General features: G+C 49.2%; 20 protein-coding genes. 7 read left to right on the top strand and 13 right to left on the bottom strand.

What is annotated here, in order from left to right:
- The first annotated feature begins 3 nt into the window (after positions 1 to 3).
- Positions 4 to 159, top strand: coding sequence for a hypothetical protein (locus ACO6V5_RS19610; protein ID WP_422136106.1), 156 nt, complete (start codon positions 4 to 6; stop codon positions 157 to 159).
- 29 nt (positions 160 to 188) lie between these two features.
- Here ACO6V5_RS19610 and ACO6V5_RS19615 read toward each other — a convergent pair whose 3' ends face one another.
- Positions 189 to 1,493: an ATP-binding protein gene (locus ACO6V5_RS19615; RefSeq protein ID WP_422411738.1), complete on the bottom strand. Its 1,305-nt coding sequence runs from the start codon at positions 1,491 to 1,493 to the stop codon at positions 189 to 191.
- Positions 1,494 to 1,959: 466 nt separating this feature from the next.
- Between ACO6V5_RS19615 and speE the strand changes: the two genes are divergently transcribed.
- From speE to speB, 4 genes are read left to right on the top strand one after another with little or no spacing between them, the layout of a single operon-like run.
- On the top strand, positions 1,960 to 2,838 hold the full coding sequence (gene speE / locus ACO6V5_RS19620) for a polyamine aminopropyltransferase (RefSeq protein ID WP_422411737.1): 879 nt from the start codon (positions 1,960 to 1,962) through the stop codon (positions 2,836 to 2,838).
- A complete protein-coding gene (speA, locus tag ACO6V5_RS19625) occupies positions 2,831 to 4,813 on the top strand; it encodes a biosynthetic arginine decarboxylase (RefSeq protein WP_422136103.1) in 1,983 nt (660 codons plus the stop codon). Before speE ends, speA begins: the two co-directional genes overlap by 8 nt.
- On the top strand, positions 4,813 to 5,742 hold the full coding sequence (locus ACO6V5_RS19630) for an adenosylmethionine decarboxylase (protein WP_422136102.1): 930 nt from the start codon (positions 4,813 to 4,815) through the stop codon (positions 5,740 to 5,742). The genes speA and ACO6V5_RS19630 overlap by 1 nt, the downstream gene beginning before the upstream one ends.
- 4 nt (positions 5,743 to 5,746) lie before the next feature.
- Entirely contained in the window at positions 5,747 to 6,673 is a 927-nt protein-coding gene (gene speB, locus ACO6V5_RS19635; RefSeq protein WP_422411736.1) for an agmatinase, read from the top strand.
- A 12-nt stretch (positions 6,674 to 6,685) separates the two neighbouring features.
- Here the strand turns inward: speB and ACO6V5_RS19640 are convergent, their stop codons facing one another.
- The 11 genes from ACO6V5_RS19640 to ACO6V5_RS19690 form a co-directional block, all read right to left on the bottom strand.
- On the bottom strand, positions 6,686 to 7,351 hold the full coding sequence (locus ACO6V5_RS19640) for a YiiX/YebB-like N1pC/P60 family cysteine hydrolase (RefSeq protein WP_422136100.1): 666 nt from the start codon (positions 7,349 to 7,351) through the stop codon (positions 6,686 to 6,688).
- Between the two features lie 159 nt (positions 7,352 to 7,510).
- Positions 7,511 to 7,852 (bottom strand): type II toxin-antitoxin system ChpB family toxin, encoded by a 342-nt coding sequence (locus ACO6V5_RS19645; RefSeq protein WP_422411735.1) that lies wholly within the window; start codon positions 7,850 to 7,852, stop codon positions 7,511 to 7,513.
- Positions 7,849 to 8,076 carry an AbrB/MazE/SpoVT family DNA-binding domain-containing protein gene (locus ACO6V5_RS19650; protein ID WP_422139407.1) on the bottom strand — a complete coding sequence of 76 codons (228 nt, stop codon included), beginning with the start codon at positions 8,074 to 8,076 and terminating at the stop codon, positions 7,849 to 7,851. The genes ACO6V5_RS19645 and ACO6V5_RS19650 overlap by 4 nt, the downstream gene beginning before the upstream one ends.
- A 235-nt stretch (positions 8,077 to 8,311) precedes the next feature.
- The gene (locus tag ACO6V5_RS19655) at positions 8,312 to 8,635 is read right to left on the bottom strand and encodes an RING finger protein (protein WP_422136097.1); all 324 of its coding nucleotides are present in this window, start codon (positions 8,633 to 8,635) and stop codon (positions 8,312 to 8,314) included.
- 523 nt (positions 8,636 to 9,158) lie between these two features.
- Entirely contained in the window at positions 9,159 to 9,995 is an 837-nt protein-coding gene (aroE, locus tag ACO6V5_RS19660) for a shikimate dehydrogenase (protein ID WP_422136096.1), read from the bottom strand.
- A gap of 31 nt (positions 9,996 to 10,026) precedes the next feature.
- Positions 10,027 to 11,007 (bottom strand): oxygen-dependent coproporphyrinogen oxidase, encoded by a 981-nt coding sequence (hemF, locus tag ACO6V5_RS19665; protein ID WP_422442041.1) that lies wholly within the window; start codon positions 11,005 to 11,007, stop codon positions 10,027 to 10,029.
- Between the two features lie 57 nt (positions 11,008 to 11,064).
- Positions 11,065 to 11,610 (bottom strand): L-threonylcarbamoyladenylate synthase, encoded by a 546-nt coding sequence (locus ACO6V5_RS19670; RefSeq protein ID WP_422411734.1) that lies wholly within the window; start codon positions 11,608 to 11,610, stop codon positions 11,065 to 11,067.
- A 77-nt stretch (positions 11,611 to 11,687) separates the two neighbouring features.
- The gene (locus ACO6V5_RS19675) at positions 11,688 to 12,827 is read right to left on the bottom strand and encodes a 5-(carboxyamino)imidazole ribonucleotide synthase (RefSeq protein ID WP_422139403.1); all 1,140 of its coding nucleotides are present in this window, start codon (positions 12,825 to 12,827) and stop codon (positions 11,688 to 11,690) included.
- Positions 12,828 to 12,831: 4 nt separating this feature from the next.
- Positions 12,832 to 13,317, bottom strand: coding sequence for a 5-(carboxyamino)imidazole ribonucleotide mutase (purE, locus tag ACO6V5_RS19680; RefSeq protein ID WP_317144230.1), 486 nt, complete (start codon positions 13,315 to 13,317; stop codon positions 12,832 to 12,834).
- A 312-nt stretch (positions 13,318 to 13,629) separates the two neighbouring features.
- Positions 13,630 to 14,760, bottom strand: coding sequence for a DNA-processing protein DprA (gene dprA, locus ACO6V5_RS19685; RefSeq protein ID WP_422413502.1), 1,131 nt, complete (start codon positions 14,758 to 14,760; stop codon positions 13,630 to 13,632).
- 6 nt (positions 14,761 to 14,766) lie between these two features.
- The gene (locus tag ACO6V5_RS19690) at positions 14,767 to 15,795 is read right to left on the bottom strand and encodes a LysM peptidoglycan-binding domain-containing protein (RefSeq protein WP_422136090.1); all 1,029 of its coding nucleotides are present in this window, start codon (positions 15,793 to 15,795) and stop codon (positions 14,767 to 14,769) included.
- A gap of 297 nt (positions 15,796 to 16,092) precedes the next feature.
- Here ACO6V5_RS19690 and ACO6V5_RS19695 point away from each other — a divergent pair, with 297 nt between their 5' ends.
- Positions 16,093 to 16,527: a DUF29 domain-containing protein gene (locus ACO6V5_RS19695; RefSeq protein ID WP_422413500.1), complete on the top strand. Its 435-nt coding sequence runs from the start codon at positions 16,093 to 16,095 to the stop codon at positions 16,525 to 16,527.
- Between the two features lie 91 nt (positions 16,528 to 16,618).
- Here the strand turns inward: ACO6V5_RS19695 and ACO6V5_RS19700 are convergent, their stop codons facing one another.
- A complete protein-coding gene (locus ACO6V5_RS19700; protein ID WP_422413498.1) occupies positions 16,619 to 17,527 on the bottom strand; it encodes an SPRY domain-containing protein in 909 nt (302 codons plus the stop codon).
- Between the two features lie 169 nt (positions 17,528 to 17,696).
- On the opposite strand from ACO6V5_RS19700, the gene ACO6V5_RS19705 reads away from it, so the two are divergent.
- Positions 17,697 to 19,130 (top strand): extracellular solute-binding protein, encoded by a 1,434-nt coding sequence (locus ACO6V5_RS19705; protein WP_422413504.1) that lies wholly within the window; start codon positions 17,697 to 17,699, stop codon positions 19,128 to 19,130.
- The last annotated feature ends 206 nt before the right edge of the window (positions 19,131 to 19,336 follow it).

Genomic DNA, 19,336 nt, shown 5'->3' on the forward strand with positions numbered 1-19,336 from the left:
CAGATGGGGCTGTCACTGATCTTTATTGCCCATGACCTGGGCGTAGTCAAGCACATCAGTGACCGGGTACTGGTGATGTACCTGGGTAATGAAGTAGAGACCGCCAAAGCCGAGCCGATATATGTCGCCCCCGTCATCCTTACACTAAAGCGTTGCTGACGGCAGTGCCTGTCCCAAGGCCTGAATCTTTACTTCTTGCCATATCTGCTGACGCAGATATGGCTCCCTTTCTCACCTGCAGAACAAAGCAGGTAACTGACTGGCACAGCCACTAGCTGATCCGAGAAGGGCAGTACCCTGTCTCCGTTATAGACGATAACACCTCGTTGAATACATCCTGTTTTTATCAGCATTTCCTGAGCCGCAAACATTTCCTTCTTAATCGTTAAGCCTGCTTTCACTTCAATACCTGTCGCTCGTCCGCTACGTCCGGACAAAATAAAATCCACCTCTCGCTTGTTTTTGTCACGGTAATGGAACAATTGACAGTCCTCATCACTGACAACGATAGCTTTCAGCAATTCTGAGCAAACCCAGGTTTCCATCATTGGACCCATCAGATTTTTATCAGCCTGAAGCGAATCTTCATTGATACCTCTCAGCGCACAAAGCAGTCCAGTGTCCACAAAATGTATTTTGGCCTGCTTGACACTTCGTTTCAGCTCATTGCGATGCCAACCGGGAATTCGCTTCACCAGATAAAGATTTTCCAATGCCGAAACATACTTCTGTACCGATTTAATATCCATCTGCACAGCCTTTCCAAGACTGGCATAGTTCAAAGCATTTGATGAAATAGAGGCTAACCGTTTCAGTAGTTGAGCCATTTCATCCAGCTTTTGCAGCTGGAACACTTCTTTGATATCTCGCCGAACAATGGCATCGCTATAGGAAAGATGCCAACGAGCCCTCCGTCTTGGTGAACGTTGCTGAACTTCAGGATAACCGCCGCAGACAATCGCCGAGATAACGTCATCGTATCCAAAAGAAATCAAGGGCTTTGGAACAAAATCTGGAGACAAGAGTTGTTTAATAATATCGTTTTCATCACTACTGAATAAAGACTGTTGCAGCTCAGGTTGACTGAACGGATACAGGGTCACGAACTCAACTCGACCAGCCAGAGAATCTGCCAGTGTGGGCAGCGTCATAAGATCAGCAGAGCCGGTCAGAATAAAAGAACCAGGCTGACGATCTTCATCTACTAACAATTTGATAGTACGTACCAGTTCAGGAGCCCTCTGAACTTCATCAATAATGACAGGGCGTAATTGATGACGCAGCAAGCCAATAGGATCATCACGGGCAATGGATAGAATATTTTCGTCATCCAAAGTTAGATAACTACCCTTTTCTATTAGCTCGGGTAGCTCCAGAAGATGCTTGCTCAGAGTAGTCTTTCCAGACTGTCTTGGGCCGGTTATCACCACTACGGGTGTATCAGTCAGACATTCCTGAAGGTACCGTTCAAGAGCTCTGGTAATGTAGGGCATATTTTCGACCAAAATGGATTTTAAACCCGACTATTATGGATTTTAGTTAAGACTAAAATGGATTTCATTTAAGACTATTATGGATTTTAGTTAAGACTAAAATGGATTTCCAATAAAGACATAATGAATTTAAATCACTCAGTCATATTGCCTGTCAGCTGGTTTGGGACGAAGCCCATGGCTCCGCAAGCCGGTCAGACTGAATGACTGAAAACCCGACATCACCCCTGAAGCGTACTGATTAATTATGTTTCAGGGGTTGTCATCTGGGCATTTCAAGGGTTTAATTCGCGCATTCTAAACAGCCCTGAGCTTGATCAACGATCGAGCCTTCCGGCAGAGTGAAACGCTTAATAAGTGCTTCCCATTCACTGTTGGTTCTTAATTTCCAGTTTCTCTATCCCTGTCCTGACTGGCTGGTTGGACCTTCCCGTTATTGAAGGTTGGTTTTAAAAGGAAAGGCATCATGCTAAAAGACAACACATACCTTGAGACCCTCTATAATGGCTACGGCCAGAGCTTTTCCGTCGATGAGATGTTGTTCGAACAAAAAACCGAACACCAGCATCTGGTCATATTCAACAATAAGATTTTTGGTCGCATGATGGCACTGGACGGTGTTATCCAGACTACAGAAAAAGATGAGTTTATCTATCACGAAATGATGACCCATGTGCCGATCCTGACTCACGGTAACGTCCGTCGTGTTCTGATCATCGGTGGTGGTGACGGTGGTATCCTGCGTGAAGTGCTCAAGCACAAAAGCATTGAACACGTCACTATGGTTGAGATTGATGGCGCAGTGGTCGATATGTGTAAAAAATGGCTGCCTGATCACTCCGCTGGCGCTTACGAAGACCCACGGGCCCAACTGGTGATTGACGATGGCATCAACTTTGTCAGTGACTGTGAAAAAACACCTGACGGCAGCTTTGACGTCATCATTTCTGACTGTACAGACCCCATCGGTCCCGGTGAAGTGCTGTTCTCTACAGAGTTTTATGCTGGCTGCAAACGTCTGCTAAAAGAAGGTGGCATCTTTGTCGCTCAGAACGGCGTCTGCTTTATGCAACTGGATGAAGTAGAGACCACCAGCCGTCGTCTGGGCCATTATATGAAGGACTGCTACTTCTACAGTGCCGCTGTACCCACTTATGTAGGTGGTATCATGACCTTTGCCTGGGGCTCCGACAATCCCGAAGCCCGTCACGTTTCTCTGGCAACGGTGACTGAACGTTTTGAAGCCTGCGGTGTCGAAACACATTATTACACTCCCGCTATCCACAAGGCAGCTTTTGCTCTGCCCGGATACGTAGAAAAGGCGATACAGAAGGTCAATGACTAACCCAGTGATGCCCGGCTTTCCGGAAGGCCCGATAAACAACCCTGACGCGGTGATCAGAGAAAGCGGATGGAGCGTTGAAGCCTCACGCTCCACCTACAACGCCCGCTATTGGAGCCAGGGATACTTCGATATTAACGACGATGGTGAAGTCGTTTATCTGCCCAGGGGCAGACCGGCAGTCAGTCTCAATAATATTGCCGCCCAACTGGTCCGCAAAGGTGCATCATTACCGATCCTGGTACGTTTCCCGGAGATTCTCCACGATCGGGTTAACACACTGTGTGACGCCTTTAACCAGGCCATTGGAGAATATGGCTATCGCAATGATTACCTTGCGGTTTACCCCATCAAGGTGAATCAGCAGCGAGCCGTGGTTGAAGAGATTCTGGAAAGCCAGGCCGCCAGGCAGGATCGCCAACTGGGTCTTGAGTCTGGCAGTAAACCTGAGTTGCTGGCGGTATTGGCCATGGCCAAGCGTGCCAGCTCTGTCATTGTCTGCAATGGCTACAAAGACAGGGAATACATTCGTCTGGCACTGATTGGTGAAAAACTGGGGCATCAGGTCTATATCGTTCTGGAAAAAATCACCGAACTGGAAATGGTTCTGAAAGAAGCCAAAGAACTCGGTGTCACCCCAAGACTGGGGCTTCGTGTTCGCCTTGCTTCCCAGGGTAAGGGAAAATGGCAGGCCAGTGGTGGCGAGAAATCCAAGTTTGGTCTGTCTGCCAGCCAGGTACTGAATGTCATCAAGCGACTAAAAGACAATGGCAACATGGACTCTTTGCAGCTGCTGCATTTCCATCTGGGCTCCCAGATGTCGAATATTCGAGATATACGCAAGGGCATCAGCGAATGCGCGAGAGTTTATGCAGAACTGTATCGCCTGGGTGCACCGATCCATTGTCTGGACGTGGGTGGCGGTCTGGCTGTGGACTACGAAGGAACCCGAAGCCAGAGTAACTGCTCCATGAACTACAGCCTCCAGGAATATGCGAACAATATCGTTTATACCCTGGGAGACCTTTGCGCCGAACAGGCCATTCCTGTACCCAGGATTATATCCGAGTCGGGTAGAAACCTGACGGCTCACCATGCCGTCCTGATCACCGACGTAGTGGGTGTTGAAAGCTACGAGCCGGAAGAACCTGATGCACCGGGCAAAGAGGCCCCACAACTTCTCCATAACATGTGGCGCTCCTGGCAAGATCTGGTGAAAGGTGTTGAGCAACGGGCACTGGTTGAGCTGTTCCACGACACTCAGAGTGACCTTTCAGAGGTTCATACACAGTTCGGAATCGGTCTGCTGGATCTTGAGCAAAGAGCCTGGGCAGAAAGTATTAATTTGAGAATTTGTTATGAGCTGTCCAGACGTCTGTCTCATAAAAACCGCTCTCACAGACCTCTGATTGATGAGCTGAGTGAAAAACTGGCTGACAAATTCTATGTCAACTTTTCACTGTTTCAATCTCTACCCGATGCCTGGGGGATTGATCAGGTTTTCCCGGTGCTGCCACTTTCCGGCTTGAACCGTCCGCCGGAAAAGCGGGCCGTTATGCTGGATATTACCTGTGACTCCGATGGCACCATCGACCAGTACGTTGATGGTCAGGGCATTGAAACCACTCTGCCGGTACCTGAGTGGCACCCGGATAAGCCTTATATGATTGGTATTTTCCTGATCGGCGCCTATCAGGAAATTCTGGGTGATATGCACAACTTATTTGGCGACACCGACACGGTATCTGTTCGTGTCACGGAACTGGGATTAGTCGAGATGTTTGATTTCCAGACCGGAGACACAGTGGAAGATGTTCTTAAGTACGTCAATCTGAAGCCGGAAAGCTTCCTGCATACCTACAAGAAACTGGTGGAAGAGTATCTGCCGGAATCCAGCCGGGCCTCTGTGCTGGCAGAGCTGGAAGCGGGCTTGAAGGGTTACACCTACCTTGAACACCTGGGAGGAATTGAGCTGTGATGTTCTTCGAAGGCTCTGAAAAAAAAGTAGAAGTCATTATAGCGACTGAAGCCGGTTCGCTGCGTGGGCTGGGCAAAAACTTCTGGTCCGATATGGTAGCCAAGGCTCAGGCGGACATTCTGACGACCCTGAGCAATGACTACTGCGACGCTTACCTGCTGTCTGAATCCAGCCTCTTTGTCTGGGAAGACCGCTTCCTGATGCTGACTTGTGGAACCACAACTCTGGTCGATGCCTTCCTGTTTTTTCTGGAACATGTGGCTGACGAACACATTCTGTTTGCCAGCTTTCAGCGCAAAAATGAGTACCTTTCACATCTGCAGAAAACCTCTTTTGAAGAGGATATTCACCGGATTCAATCTGATTTGAAAGGTAGTGCTTTTCGTATTGGCAGTCTGGACAGTCATCACAACTATATCTTCCATCTGAATCGTCCCTACCAGCCCAGGGCCGATGACCAGACCAGTGAGTTACTGATGTATCACATCAAAGGTGAGAGCGCTCAATATCTGCGCGGTGAAGGGCAAACGATTGAAGGTATCCGAAAACTACTCAGACTGGAAGAAATATTGCCCGGTTTTGATCTGAGTGACTGGCTTTTTGAACCTTTTGGTTATTCTCTCAACGCCATCAGAGGTGATCGTTACGCCACTTTCCATATCACACCTCAGGAAGACAGCTCCTATGTCAGTTTTGAGACCAACCTGAATATGGAAGACGCTGCTATTCTGGAAAGTCTGCTGGAAGCCCTGCGCCCGGGCAGTTGGGACTTGATTGGCTTTAATGCACCAGCTCCCCTGCGGGAAAATGGCGAGTTCAGCTGTCTGACAGAATGCCTTCTGCCTTTGGCCTGTGGCTATGAAATGAGTTTTAATCATTACCAGCACACAGAACAGCGCTCACTGCAGGCCGTGGAGCTGACGGGATAAGATCATGACTACGCTGACAAAGAAGGAAGACCACTCCCTTTACGCTAATGCCTTTGGCTTTCTGCGGCTGCCAATGGATTTCAACCCTGTTCAGTCTGGTACTGACCTGATCATTACCGGTGTTCCGTTTGATCTGGCGACTACAGGGCGCAGCGGCGCTCGCTTTGGTCCTGAGGCTATTCGCAAGGCTTCAGTCAACCTGACCTGGGAGGGCAAGCGCTGGCCCTGGTTCTTCAGCCTGAAAGATCATCTTTCTGTGGCTGACTGCGGTGATCTGGTCTTTGAATGCGGCAATGCACAGGATATGAGCGATACCCTGTTCCAACATGCCGACCGGTTATTGTCTGTTGGCAAACGTATGCTGACGTTTGGCGGCGATCACTTTATTACCCTGCCTTTGCTCAGAGCCCACGCCAAACATTATGGACCTCTGGCACTGATTCACTTTGATGCTCATACCGACGACTATGACCAGGGTGGTAAATTCGACCACGGAACCATGTTTTATCATGCCCAGGTTGAAGGGTTGATTGATACCTCGGCTTCGACCCAGGTCGGTATTCGAACCAATTACGATCACAAGAACACCTCCTTCAATATTCTGGATGCCAGTTACGTCAACAGTACCCCAGTGGCAGAGATAATTGACAATATACGTAAAAGAACAGGTAATCGCCGTGTTTACCTGACCTTTGATATCGACTGCCTGGACCCGGCTTTTGCTCCGGGAACCGGAACCCCGGTTTGTGGCGGCCTGACCTCGGACCGGGCTTTACAGCTGCTCAGAGGTCTTGAAGGTCTGGATATTGTGGGCATGGATGTGGTTGAAGTCGCGCCGGCTTACGATCACGCCGATATTACCGCTCTGGCTGGTGCTACGATTGCTCTCGAGATGCTTTATCTTCAGGCAGCCCAATCAAAAGCCACCTGACAACCATCCGGCTCAGGCAAGCTGCCCGTTGGTGCTTTGCCTGGCAGGGAGTTGTCCTACCACTCTGACCACTTCAAGCTTATCGGAACATGACAGCAGGGCAGGGTGTGAACCCGGCTCGCCTTCCGGTATCGGCTGTCCCATCTTCTGATAGAAGTCGACCCAGTAGGGGAATATTTCTCCGGTTTCCAGATCACGAAACCCCATGGGGGTTTCCGGAAATACCGGCTCTCCCTTGTTGGCAGACCTGAACGCTTCCAAAACAAGAGCACTGCAGTACCAGGCTCGGTCACTGATATCGGATTGAGCATGACCCTCCGGAGAGAAGTTTCTGTTATAGGGCGAGTGCAATTGCTCATCAGCAAAGGCCAACGCTTCATCAACTAAAGCAAGCCATGGAGACTTGAGACGAGCCATCAGAATGCAAGGCCGCCCCAGTCCATCACATACGGATTTGTCGATAAACTGATTCAGGCTTAATGTCTGAACCTTTGGCATGACCGCTTCAACCAGCTCCCCGCCTTCCATAGCAATGGCGACATGATTCAGAGCCATGCCGTTGTAACCGGCAAACAGTCTGCTGATAACCCACTCCAGCTCTCCTCCCTTGCGCAGTTGAAACAGAAGGTCGCCTTTTTGCAGTTCTGGAATGGAAATTGCGTTTGGCTGCTCAGTCATTTATCAAAATCCTCATAAAACCTGATGAGAGATTTCTGGAAATATTCAGGTTTTCTGCAGCCTCAGCCGCCGAAAGATTCATAGGCTCCAGAACACAGAACCTTACAATTTCCCTGGATGATCCGTCCTTCTATTTCTGATTCGTTTTGTCACAGGACGCTACTCAATAACAGTTTGAAGCTTTGCCAGGACTTCATTAACCAGTGTTTCAGGGGCGCTCTCAACCTTCCTTGATGGCCTTGCCCTAAGATCAATCATCCTCACACCATTAATGAGCACCACTCCCGGAGTCTCTGTTCCCGTTCCCATCAATGGAACAGTAAAACCCTGCACACGGGAATAATTACCTTCCTGGGTAATTGGGGCAACCAGCATAGAGCCCAAGCGATTAAATGCGTTTACGGAGAGTACAAGACAAGGTCGGCTCTCTCCCTGCACTTCAGATCCCGACACTGGGTTTAGATTCACCCGGACGATATCGCCACGGTCGTAAATACTCAAAGTGCTTCATCCCCAACAGGCGGGATAGAATCCCATTCGGTTAACTCTTCCGGCATGGCCGCTGACAGATCGCACTGGGCCAGCAACTCATCCATTGAATAGCGTGGCCGCTTGGTGGCCTTGGTAATCACCAGACTGTTTTTCACTTCCTCAATAACGATACTGTCACCATCCTTCAAATTCAGCCTGCGCAGAAGCTCTGACGGTATGAGTTCAGGTGGCAACTTGAATATAAGCAGCACTGGTCGGGTGGTGATGTTATGTCAGTGAAACCTCAATCCACCAGAAAGTAGCAACCCTGGCCAGGTGCCCCCATAGAAATACCTAACTGACTTCTTTTGGTCATTGTTAATCCACAATGTTTCACCAGATTGCACTTCCAGCCATATACTGCCAGACCTATCTGGAGAGAACTCCCCCATCTGGAGAGAAATAATCATCCACAGGACTCCTATAAAACTAAAAATTTTGCCGTTCATCAACTGAATGCGTAACCACATGTACACCATCCCCATACAAATTGTTATTGCCCCTAAATTGAGAGAATGGCGTGGCGGGCATTGGTTGTACTTCCCTTTCCCCGAGACTTCTGCACATGGGACAGGTTCTATTATTCACTAGCCAGGTCGCCAGGCATCTTTCATGAAACATATGGGTGCATGGTTCGAAAACCTTGACTTCACTTTCGGCAAAAGGTGCATAACAAATAGGGCATTCTTCGCTCAGCTCTTGATAACGTGCTGACTGATCATTTGGGCTGTTGGGTGGTGTGGTTCCGTTCATATCTCTTACTCCTATCTCTGTTTTTCAAATAACCTGTAGCGTTAGATCATTGTCTATCCATTTAGTTCCCAGTGCTTATTTTTTTGGTACGCCCGGCATGGGCATGAACTTATGGGCTGAAAGTCCCTTGTGGAAGAACCTACACAGGATTCTGCCTTAAAAATTGCAATGCTTTGCAGGTTCTTATAATCAGGCACTACGAATGTTCATCTCTGGCTTTATGGCGATAGCAGGGTATTTTTTTAGCAGCTTTTTATCGTGGATTAGTTTTTACCATCAGAGGCGCCCTTCGTTTCGCCACTCGCTCGTTTCTTCGTGATGAGTTTCCGGTAACTGGTTCCATCGGTTTTTTGATGCGTTCAAGGGTATCCAGCTTTTTCGGGTAATGGGTTTCCAGTAATTCCCTTACTTCTTGCTCCATAGAACGGTTAGCAAAATCGTCGGGGGGTCATTTCTTTCGAGCTTACGGATCGCCTGTAACCTTCATGATCTCGCCAGCCTCGGAGTTTGGCTGCTCAGTCGTTTAACCCCCAGAGAGCTCATTTCTGAGCATTTCCAGAACAGGAATGGTCTCCGGACGGACACCTCTCCAGATAGCAAACTGCTCTGCGGCCTGTTCTACCAACATACCCAGACCATCAATCACGGTTCCCGCCCCCTGATCCAATGCCCAGCGGTTGAATACTGTATAAGAAGCTGAATACATCATGTCATAACAACAGGTCGAAGCAGCAATGACTGATGGTGGAACTGGAGGCAGATCGCCATGCAAACTGGCAGAGGTTCCATTGATGATAATATCAAAATGACCTTCCAGTTCTGAAAAACCGGAAGCTTTTACGGGTTGCTCCGGAAACAGGTCTGCCAGAGCCTCGGCCTTGCTGACAGTGCGGTTGGCAATCACCAGTTCGGACAGCTCCTGTGCAAGGATCGGCTCAAGGATACCTCTTACCGCACCACCAGCCCCAAGAACCAGCACCCGCGCTCCTTTGATTGAAACACCATTGTTGACCGTCAGGTCCTGAACCAGACCGAGTCCATCGGTATTGTCTCCGTTGAGAGCACCTTGTTCATCCAGCCAGAGGGTATTAACTGCCCCGGCTTTCTGAGCCCTCGCCGTTCGCACAGTTGATAGCTGCCAGGCCTGCTCCTTGAAAGGAACCGTTACACTCAGACCCAGGTAACCGCCATTTTCAAAAAAGCGTTTAACGGCCTGTTCAAAATCATCAACCGGAACCAGTTGGGCGTTGTAAGTCAGCCTGTGCCCCACAGACTCGGCAAACATGGCATGAATTCTGGGCGACTTACTGTGCTCAATGGGGTTTCCCATCACAGCGTAATGATCAACAGGTATGGCCATTGTTTTTTCTCGGGGAGTGTCACTTTAAATATCAGACCCAGTCTCTGGGTTTCAGAAATTCATTATACAAACGGGCCTCTTCTGTCCCGTCTTCAGGGTGCCAGTTGTAATCCCAGCGCACAACAGGCGGTAGAGACATCAGGATAGACTCGGTGCGGCCACCGGATTGCAGACCAAACAGTGTGCCACGGTCGTATACAAGATTAAACTCAACATAACGCCCGCGCCGGTACTCTTGAAAATAACGGTTCTGTTCTGTGTATTCAGTGTCCTTACGCCTCTGAACGATGGGCAGATAAGCGTCGATATAACTGTTGCCTACCGCCTGCATAAACTCGAAGCAGCGTTCAAATGGCCACTCGTTAAGATCATCGTAGAACAGACCGCCGACACCACGGGGCTCGTCCCGATGCTTCAGGAAGAAGTATTCGTCACACCATTTTTTGAAGCGGGGATAGACCTCTCCGCCAAAAGGTTCGCATGCGGATCTGGCCACCTGATGCCAGTGTATGCAGTCTTCTTCGAAACCGTAATAGGGTGTCAGGTCATAGCCACCGCCGAACCACCAGACCGGATCAGCCCCCTCTTTTTCGGCAATCAACAGACGAACATTGGCATGAGACGTTGGCACAAACGGATTCCTGGGATGAATCACCAGAGAGACCCCCATGGCCTGAAAACTCCGGCCTTCCAGCTCGGGTCTTTTTGCGGTGGCGGAAGGGGGCAGTTTATCGCCTTTTACGTGGGAGAAGTTCACTCCCCCTTTTTCAAACAGAGAACCATCTTCAATAACCCGGGCACGGCCACCACCACCACCATGGTAATCCCAGGTTTCTTCACGAAAAACAGTACCAGTGTCTTCTTTTTCCAGGGCGTTACAGATAGCGTCCTGCAATGACAGCAGGTATCGCCTGACCCTCTCTACCTGTTCATGGCTGTCTAGAGGCTCGACATCTAGAGGCTCGCTGCTGTTTTCCGGACTTGTGGCTTTTCCGGTTTGGGCATCGGTCACCATAATACTCCCTGGGCTGGCTGGATAAAAAAGAGATGCAGTTTAACAGAGCCGGAATCAACCGGCCCGAATCAGTTGTCCTGTCTGAAGATCACGAATTTCAGAAGGTTCGGTCTGTGGGCCCGTTTCACCGGAAACAATCAGAGATACCAGGTTTCCCATCTGTTCCTGAACCTGCTGCTCAGTCATTAGAGGAGATTCTCCTGCCCGGTTGGCAGAAGTGGATACCAGTGGCTGCCCGGCCTGTTCACAGAGCTTTTTAACCACCGGGTGAGCACTGACCCTGACAGCGACCGTATCGAACTTTCCACGAACCCAGTCCGGTGCCCATCGCTCAGTATCAGGCAGTAGCCAGGTATAAGGCCCCGGCCAACTGGCTGATAAGGTTTCAAGCTGTGCTTCGGTCAGGTTGGAAAGCAGGGGAGCAATCTGTTGTTGAGATGAGGCAACCAGTATCAACCCTTTTTCAACAGGGCGATGCTTAATAGCCAGTACTTTGTAAACAGCTTCCCGATTCCAGGGGTCGCATCCGAGCCCCCAGACCGCTTCCGTAGGGTAGGCTATGACCCCCCCCTGTTCGATAACAGCCTGAACTTTAGACATAGCGTTTCATCAACTTGATCAGCGAGTAGCGGAGTTTAGCAAGGCTGTAAAAACGCCGCTAGCTGATCAGGACTGACTCAGGCTTCTGTTGATGACTTTCCGACACGTTCATGCAGCGCAGGGTAGGCTGCCTGATCGAGCCATTGCGTCAGCTCACAGAGCTTGTTTTGCACACTGACGGTACTCCCACCACAAACATTGATGTGGCCCATTTTGCGACCAGGCCGTTTTCCTTTGCCGTACCAGTGAATATGAGCCCCCTCCATTGCTATCACAGCATCGGGAAGCGTGTCTTCACCCAAAATGTTGATCATAGTGGTTTCACGGATAAGACGGGTACTGCCCAAGGGCATTGCACAAATAGCGCGCAGATGATTTTCAAACTGACAGGTTTCAGCTCCCTGCTGAGTCCAGTGCCCGGAGTTGTGAACCCTTGGCGCTATTTCATTGACCAGCAGGGAGCCATTGACATCAAAGAACTCCAAAGCCAGCACTCCGACGTAGTCCAGACTCTCTGCTACTGCAATGAACATCTGCTTTGCCTGTCCCTGCAAAGCCTGATCAGTGATCGCAGTAGAGAGACTCAACACTCCGTTGGTATGTACATTCTCGGCCAGAGGGTAGACCGCAACTGTTCCATCTGCGCTTCGGGCACCGACCAGTGAGACTTCACGATCAAAAGGGACAAACTCTTCGGCAACAATAGCCTGATGCTCTGTGGCTGCAATGCAGTCGGCCATTTCTGCCCAGATGGCATCAGCCTGATCCGCCTCTTTTAACCGCCACTGCCCTTTACCGTCATAGCCGCCCAGAGCACTCTTGAGCACCATGGGCAGCCCCACGTGCTCAATGGCTTTCCGGAAGTCTTCGTATGACTGAATGACAAAGTATCGGGCATTTTGAACGCCTGCATCGTCCAGCCGTTTTTTCTCGATTCGGCGGTCGCCACCGGCCTCAATAGCTTCTGTAGATGGCAGGAATTTACCGCTTTTCTCGCAGATAGCCAGAATATCGAGGGGAATGTGCTCAAATTCTGCGGTAACGACATCAGCCTGCCTGATTGCCGATTCCAGGTCATCACCAGTGGTCATTTGAGTCAGTGGGTGAACCACTGTTTCGCTGCTTACATCATAAGCACTGATTTGAATGTTCAGCGGTGCGCCAGCCAATGACATCATTCGCGCCAGCTGACCGGCCCCCAGCACTAAAACCTGCATCAGATTAATCCTCAGCCGGATTGGGATTAGCCAGAACCGTGTCCGTTTGTTCTTTACGGAAAGCTTCTACTTTAGCCATGACCGCTTCGTTGTGGGTACCAATGATTTGAGCGGCCAGAATACCGGCATTGGCTGCACCTGCCTCGCCAATGGCCAGAGTTCCTACGGCAATCCCTTTGGGCATCTGGGCGATGGACAGTAATGAGTCCATACCCTTCAGTGCTTTGGACTGAACCGGCACACCCAGAACAGGCAGGCTGGTGAAAGCTGCAGCCATACCGGGCAGGTGAGCCGCACCGCCTGCGCCTGCGATGATGACTTTGAGGCCGCGCTCTTTTGCACCAGTGGCGTAATCAGCCAACAGCTGGGGAGTCCTGTGTGCTGAAACCACTCTGGTTTCATAGCGGACTCCAAACCGATCCAGCATTTCTGCTGCCAGTTTCATCGTTGGCCAGTCTGACCTGGACCCCATGATAATGCCGACTTCCATCTCAAACTCCTGTAAGCCGTGTAATGGTCGGTGGATGATTCGGGGTAGATTATAAGAAGACTTGTACGTTTGAGCGAATAAGCATTAGAAAATCTTGCAATAAAATCTCAATGGTCGGGAAAATGATTGTTTTTTGTTCAGATTGAGAACTAGGAGGCCGACCGAGAATAGCGCCCGTAGCGAGGACGACAGAAAATTGAGGATGAAAATTCGGTTTTGTGAGGAGAATAGCGAGCTATTTGACGAACAAAAGCGGATTTTCAGACCAATTTGCTGCCGCCGCAGTAGGGCAGTCTATTCTCGGTCGGCCTCCTAGCCCGTCCGGATATAACCACCAGGCACCGACTCAATAAAACCTTCCAGCTCCATTTCAGTCAGAATGACAGAGACCTGGTCAAACGAGAGCCCTGATATCTGGCAGATCAGATCCACACTGACGGCTTCACCGTTCATGCTTTCCAGAATGACTCTTTGTAACCCTGACAAGTCAGAGCTGGCCGATTCAGGTTTATGAGAGGGTTCAACAAAAGCCCGGAGATAGCTCTGCAACTCAATCAGGATATCCTCAGCCGATTCAACCAGAACAGCCCCTTCCTTTATGAGCTTATGACAGCCACAGCTGAGAGGATTTAACACAGAACCCGGTACAGCAAAGACTTCGCGCCCCTGCTCGGCAGCCAGTCTGGCTGAAATCAGGGATCCGCTGTTCAGTGCTGCCTCAACCACCAATACACCCGATGACAAGCCACTGATGATGCGGTTTCTTCTTGGAAAATGTCCGGGGTTTGGTGTCGTCCCCAGGGGAAATTCGCTCACGAGAGCGCCCTGGATTGCTATAGCCTGATACAGGTCGCCATGGCTTCTTGGATAAACCACATCCACCCCGGTTCCCAGAACCGCTATGGTACTGCCATAACTGCCCAGCACTCCCTGATGCGCAGCTGCATCTATCCCCAATGCCATACCACTGGTAATAACCAGTCCTTTTCGAGACAGTTCCTTAGCCAGCTCCTGAGCGAGTCGACGCCCCTGGGGAGTCGGTCTGCGGCTGCCGACAATGGCGAGCTGAGGCTCATTCAAGAGATCGATATTACCGATCACGTAAAGCAGGGGAGGGGGGTCACTTAACTCTTTGAGAGCAACAGGGTATTGAGGCGATTGCAGGGTAATTATGTGATGAGCCTGGCTGGATTCCAGCCAGAGTCGACAATGGTTCAGACGCTCAAGAATATCGGGGGTCTCAGGATTCCCTGATAATTGCGCCGCCAGTTTTTCCGGCAGCCCCATTCTCAATGTCTGATAAGAGGCTGACAGAATAGCGTCTGCAGAACCAAACTCCCGGATCAGACCATTGAAGCGAACCGCACCTAATCCGGGCTGAAAGGAAAGCAGCAGCCATTTGCGTAAAGGCTGCCAGATGGAATCATGGATTTGCTGAGTCATTGCACCTCAGGGGCTTTTCAGAGTGTCTCCTACACCTATTTCTTCATAGGCAGTCAGCACAATACCATAGCTCACTTTTTCAAAAGTACGATAAATCATGATCATACCGGCTCTTTCAGGAGGCAGATTGACCATTTCACCACTGATCTGATCCTTAACCTTCAGGTTCTTGTAGGCATTGAGTATATCGCCCTGACGCAAACCTTCCCGGATACCCCGATTGATAATAACGCTGTTGAACTGACCGACTTTTTTCACCCCATCAACCACAGAAACAATTTTACCTTCCACCGGTGCATCAGGTGCTCTGGGGAAGAAGGTAGTTTGAAGGCTGAAGGTGTCTGCTGGCACCACTTTATCACCAGGCCTAACCTCCTGCTGGCTTGTCTGGATTTTCAGACTGGCAATGCCATTGTCGACTTTTTGCAGGGAAGCATCGGCCACTTGATGGCCAATAATACCCAGTACTTCACCGCTGTCAGGATCTTTCAGAACGTCTCCGGCTCGGAGAATGTCGAGACTCTTGTCCAGAGAGCCTATTTGTCCCCGGACATAAACCTTGTCTCCCGCGCCGGTTATAATTCGTTCCTGTCTGGAAGCAAATATATAAGGAGCACTTTCTAAAGCCCGTTTAGAGGTAAATACCCGGCTGCTCTTGAGAAAGGCATCGATTGCGCTGAGCGGGATAGCAGGAATTGCGGATTCAGCAGGCAGTGTTCTTACTTTCGGGCTGAGCTTGATGGTTCTGCCACTCTCGCCACGACGGACAATCGTCAGCCTTGGACGACCATCGATGTAAACCAGGCTCACCAGATCACCGGGGAAGATAAGATGAGGGTTATGAATCTGGGGGTTTGCGTGCCAGATTTCAGGCCATAGCCAGGGACTTTTCAGAAAGCGGTTGGAAATTTCCCACAGCGTATCCCCTTTTTTTACCATGTAATCCCGGGGAGAATCTGACTTGATCGGACTCTCGTAAGCTATCCCTGATGACGACAGGCAGAGCAGAAGAACGCCCAGTACTATGCTTCTCATTGGTTACCGATCCCTTGCACTTGTTGTTGGTTTTATTCCAGCAGTTTATCAACGGGTCCTGTCATCGGGCAATCAAACCCTTCAATATGAAGAAAATCTGCCCACAAAATTGTGACTTATCTTTTTTATTCCACTGCACCCATAGCCGATAAAACAAAAGCTCAGGGACAAATCTGAGTCACTATTGTTCTCGACCGGCAACGGCCTTTCTGTACTTCAGAGCAAATCAGGTAACTATCCAAAGCAGTGATTTTTGCCTACATTAGGAAGGCTGGAAGGCAGCTAGGGAGGTGATATATGGAAAACCTTTATAAAACTGATTATTACCAATGGGTCAAACAACAAAAAGAACTTTTGATAAACCGTCAGTTTGACCAGCTTGATCTGGAACATCTCATTGAGGAAGTTGACGATATGGGTAGGCATGAGCCCCGGTCACTCACCAGCCACCTGAAGCAACTACTTATGCATCTCCTCAAATGGCAGTTTCTACCAGAGCGTCGATCAAGAAGCTGGCAGGACTCCATTATTCTCCACAGGGAGGATGTTGAAGAACTGCTTGAGGAGAATCCAAGTCTGGGGCTGAAAGTACCTGAACTTTTCAGCAAGGCCTATAAAAGGGCGGTTGTACTGGCGGTTAAGCAAACCGGCCTCCCCACCAGAACTTTTCCAAAAGAATGCTCATGGACCTATGAGCAAGTGATGAAAGATGGCTGGTTGCCTGAGGAATAGCAGGGCTTGAAACTGTCGGCAGGGGACTTCAATTAGTCGAAAATAAAGTAATGAAAATACCTGTTAAAGCAGCCAGCAAAGGTTATATGCTTTACTGGCTACTATTGCTATCGTTACCCTCAACGTCGTCTGTCATTTCTTTATCAGCAATGAATCTCTTTAATGGTGGAGCGGTAGGAAGGTGGGCAATCTGCTCTTCAAATTGAACCCGACTTCTGACTGACAACTTTGACAGTTCTTGTAGCGAAAGGGGGGTATTTGAGCCTTTGATATATTTGACAGAGATTGTTGCGTATGACCTGACAACGTTCACAGCCAGAAAAACGGTTTTATGTTTTAGCCCCGAAAACGCATCTCCCAAATATTTCCCGTTGGTTTTGAAGCCTATCGTTCCAGCATTCATATCTATTATGCAACTTATCTTTTCAGGCGCATTAAATGTACTGTTTGATTCGTCTTTGGGGTAATTGCCTATCGTTTGGCCATTATGAATCAGTTTGTTGTTTTCTATGTTCCAGCCCCATGAGGACTCCGTGCTACCAAGAAGGTTTGTGTAAGCTTTTCCATGCTTAGGAGTTCCTTCCAGTGCAACCCCAATCACCGGATGAGAGCCTCGCCTCAATGTCGGCCATTCAATGTCCAGAATATGAATGCCTTTTGAAAAGCCGGTATCCGACATGGCAATATCTGTACTCGATCCAGAGTCAAAGCGTACTAGTTTTGTTGGCTCATCACTTAAGATATCAAGATTGTCACCACTTTTGGCTCGATCCCAAATGGTGGGAATGAAGAGATTAGTATCATCCTGACATTCCAGGGCTTTTAAAGATAGTGATGTATAACTACACACCTGCAATGGGACCATTTGATCGACTTTCCTTCCTTCCCAGTATGCATTGCCATGTCCAGCTGTGGTTGCTTGACTGGTCTGAGAGTTGGAGCTTAGACACGATATTGGCAAACACGACAAATATTGTGAAATACGGCTTGATGGATTCATAATTACATTCCCTTGAATTAATATTTATTTAGATAGCTTTAAATTGAAAAAGTTCCTTTTTTGCCCCAATTTTCACCACTCCATCGATAACATTCCGATTTCAAAAAGTTAATAAGTCGTGCCAACCATTAATTCGAATGTGATATATATTTGAAAATCACATGATTGCATCTTATTTCGCTCCGAAGCCCGTTTCCATGACGGGCATGAGATCACCTCGGAAGATGTCATCTTTTCATTCAAAGCCCTCAGTGAAAAAGGAAGCCCCCGATACAAAATGCAGCTGGACTCCATTGCTTCGGTGGAGGCACTGGGCCGGAGAAAAGTCCGCTTTAACTTTAAACAGTCGGGTTCCCGCCAACAGTTATTCCACGCAGCGGAGCTTCCCGTTCTGCCAGCCCACTTCTGGAAGAACAGGGCCATCGATAAATCAACCCTCACTCCACCTCTAAACAGCGGCCCCTACAGAGTCAGTCATGTGGAACCCGGCAAGCTGATTGTGTTCTCAAGGGTCGAGGATTACTGGGGCAGGGACTTACCCGTTAACAAGGGAAAATATAATTTCGACACAGTGAACATACATTTCTATCGCGATTTTCAGGTAGCCCTGGAAGCCTTTAAATCCGATGGACACGATCTGCATCTTGAAGTCGTCGCCAAGAACTGGCAGTTCGCCTACGACTTCCCCGCTGTCATCGACGGGCGTATAAAAAAACGAACCATTCCCCATCAGATGGCTTATGGCAGCAGCTTTTTCTTTTTCAATACCCGTCGTCCATTATTCAGGGATATACGGGTTCGCCAGGCCATTACCCTGATGTTTGATTATGAATGGACGAACCGGGTGATCTTTCATAATGCCTACCGTCGTTCTCACAGCTACTTTCCCAACAGTTCTCTGGGAGCTATTGATAAGCCAACCCCCGCAGAGCAGAAGCTACTAGCGTCATTAACTCCTTCATTACCGAACCCGATTGTCAGTCAGGCATTTCTCCTTCCCATAACGTCAGGAGATGGACAGCTAAGAACACAAAAGAGGAAAGCCCTTTCCTTATTGAAAGAGGCAGGCTGGACCTTGAAAAACAATCAGCTGATCAACAACATCACTCAACAACCTTTTGTTTTTGAGTTTATTGAAACCACTCACGCTACTGACCGCTATCTCTTGCCTTTCAAGAAAAACCTCGAGTCCATAGGAATCACCATGAAATACACGGTCATGGACTCCAGCCAGTATTACGCCAGAATGCGATCCCGGGACTTTGATATGATTGCACAATTACTGCCGCAGACACTCTCGCCAGGCCTGGAACTGTTCGATTATTTCCATTCAAGCCGGGCCCATGACAACAGCTCCAGAAATTTTGCCGGCATTGACCATCCGGTCGTAGATCAACTCCTTCAGAAACTGACTGAAGTGAATTCACAACAAGAACTCCAAACCCTGACACGCTCACTGGACCGGGTGCTACTGTGGAACTACTATGGCATCCCGAAGTGGCACTCCACTTACATGAGGGTGGCTCACTGGGACAAATTTGGCTGGCCTGAGCAACTGCCGGAATACACCACCAGCTTCAGCACCTGGTGGCAAAAGCCCTGAGCACCGGAATTTAACATTGCTTGCCGATATCTGACTGATTACCAGCCTCCTGGCACGGTCATGGAAATCACACTCCGATGCCACACTCCTGCTAAGCCCGCAGTCATCTAATCATTTCTCCTGATAACGGCGCTCAAAACACAGATAGCTCCTCCTTAAGTTCATCGCCTATCCGTCAATAAGCACTTAAAAAATGGAACATTCGC

It is taken from the genome of Endozoicomonas sp. ALD068 (assembly GCF_049310145.1).
Lineage (GTDB): Bacteria > Pseudomonadota > Gammaproteobacteria > Pseudomonadales > Endozoicomonadaceae > Endozoicomonas_A.

Excerpts from the sequence above, each read along its gene's own strand:
- ACO6V5_RS19615 (WP_422411738.1), bottom strand. The coding sequence starts at position 1,493 with ATGCCCTACATTACCAGAGCTCTTGAACGGTACCTTCAGGAATGTCTG.
- aroE (WP_422136096.1), bottom strand. The coding sequence starts at position 9,995 with ATGGCCATACCTGTTGATCATTACGCTGTGATGGGAAACCCCATTGAG.
- ACO6V5_RS19670 (WP_422411734.1), bottom strand. The coding sequence starts at position 11,610 with ATGTCTAAAGTTCAGGCTGTTATCGAACAGGGGGGGGTCATAGCCTAC.
- ACO6V5_RS19640 (WP_422136100.1), bottom strand. The coding sequence starts at position 7,351 with ATGACTGAGCAGCCAAACGCAATTTCCATTCCAGAACTGCAAAAAGGC.
- ACO6V5_RS19690 (WP_422136090.1), bottom strand. The coding sequence starts at position 15,795 with ATGAGAAGCATAGTACTGGGCGTTCTTCTGCTCTGCCTGTCGTCATCA.
- ACO6V5_RS19675 (WP_422139403.1), bottom strand. The coding sequence starts at position 12,827 with ATGCAGGTTTTAGTGCTGGGGGCCGGTCAGCTGGCGCGAATGATGTCA.
- speB (WP_422411736.1), top strand. The coding sequence starts at position 5,747 with ATGACTACGCTGACAAAGAAGGAAGACCACTCCCTTTACGCTAATGCC.
- dprA (WP_422413502.1), bottom strand. The coding sequence starts at position 14,760 with ATGACTCAGCAAATCCATGATTCCATCTGGCAGCCTTTACGCAAATGG.
- ACO6V5_RS19610 (WP_422136106.1), top strand. The coding sequence starts at position 4 with ATGGGGCTGTCACTGATCTTTATTGCCCATGACCTGGGCGTAGTCAAG.
- speA (WP_422136103.1), top strand. The coding sequence starts at position 2,831 with ATGACTAACCCAGTGATGCCCGGCTTTCCGGAAGGCCCGATAAACAAC.
- ACO6V5_RS19630 (WP_422136102.1), top strand. The coding sequence starts at position 4,813 with ATGTTCTTCGAAGGCTCTGAAAAAAAAGTAGAAGTCATTATAGCGACT.
- purE (WP_317144230.1), bottom strand. The coding sequence starts at position 13,317 with ATGGAAGTCGGCATTATCATGGGGTCCAGGTCAGACTGGCCAACGATG.
- speE (WP_422411737.1), top strand. The coding sequence starts at position 1,960 with ATGCTAAAAGACAACACATACCTTGAGACCCTCTATAATGGCTACGGC.
- ACO6V5_RS19700 (WP_422413498.1), bottom strand. The coding sequence starts at position 17,527 with ATGAATCCATCAAGCCGTATTTCACAATATTTGTCGTGTTTGCCAATA.
- ACO6V5_RS19695 (WP_422413500.1), top strand. The coding sequence starts at position 16,093 with ATGGAAAACCTTTATAAAACTGATTATTACCAATGGGTCAAACAACAA.
- ACO6V5_RS19655 (WP_422136097.1), bottom strand. The coding sequence starts at position 8,635 with ATGAACGGAACCACACCACCCAACAGCCCAAATGATCAGTCAGCACGT.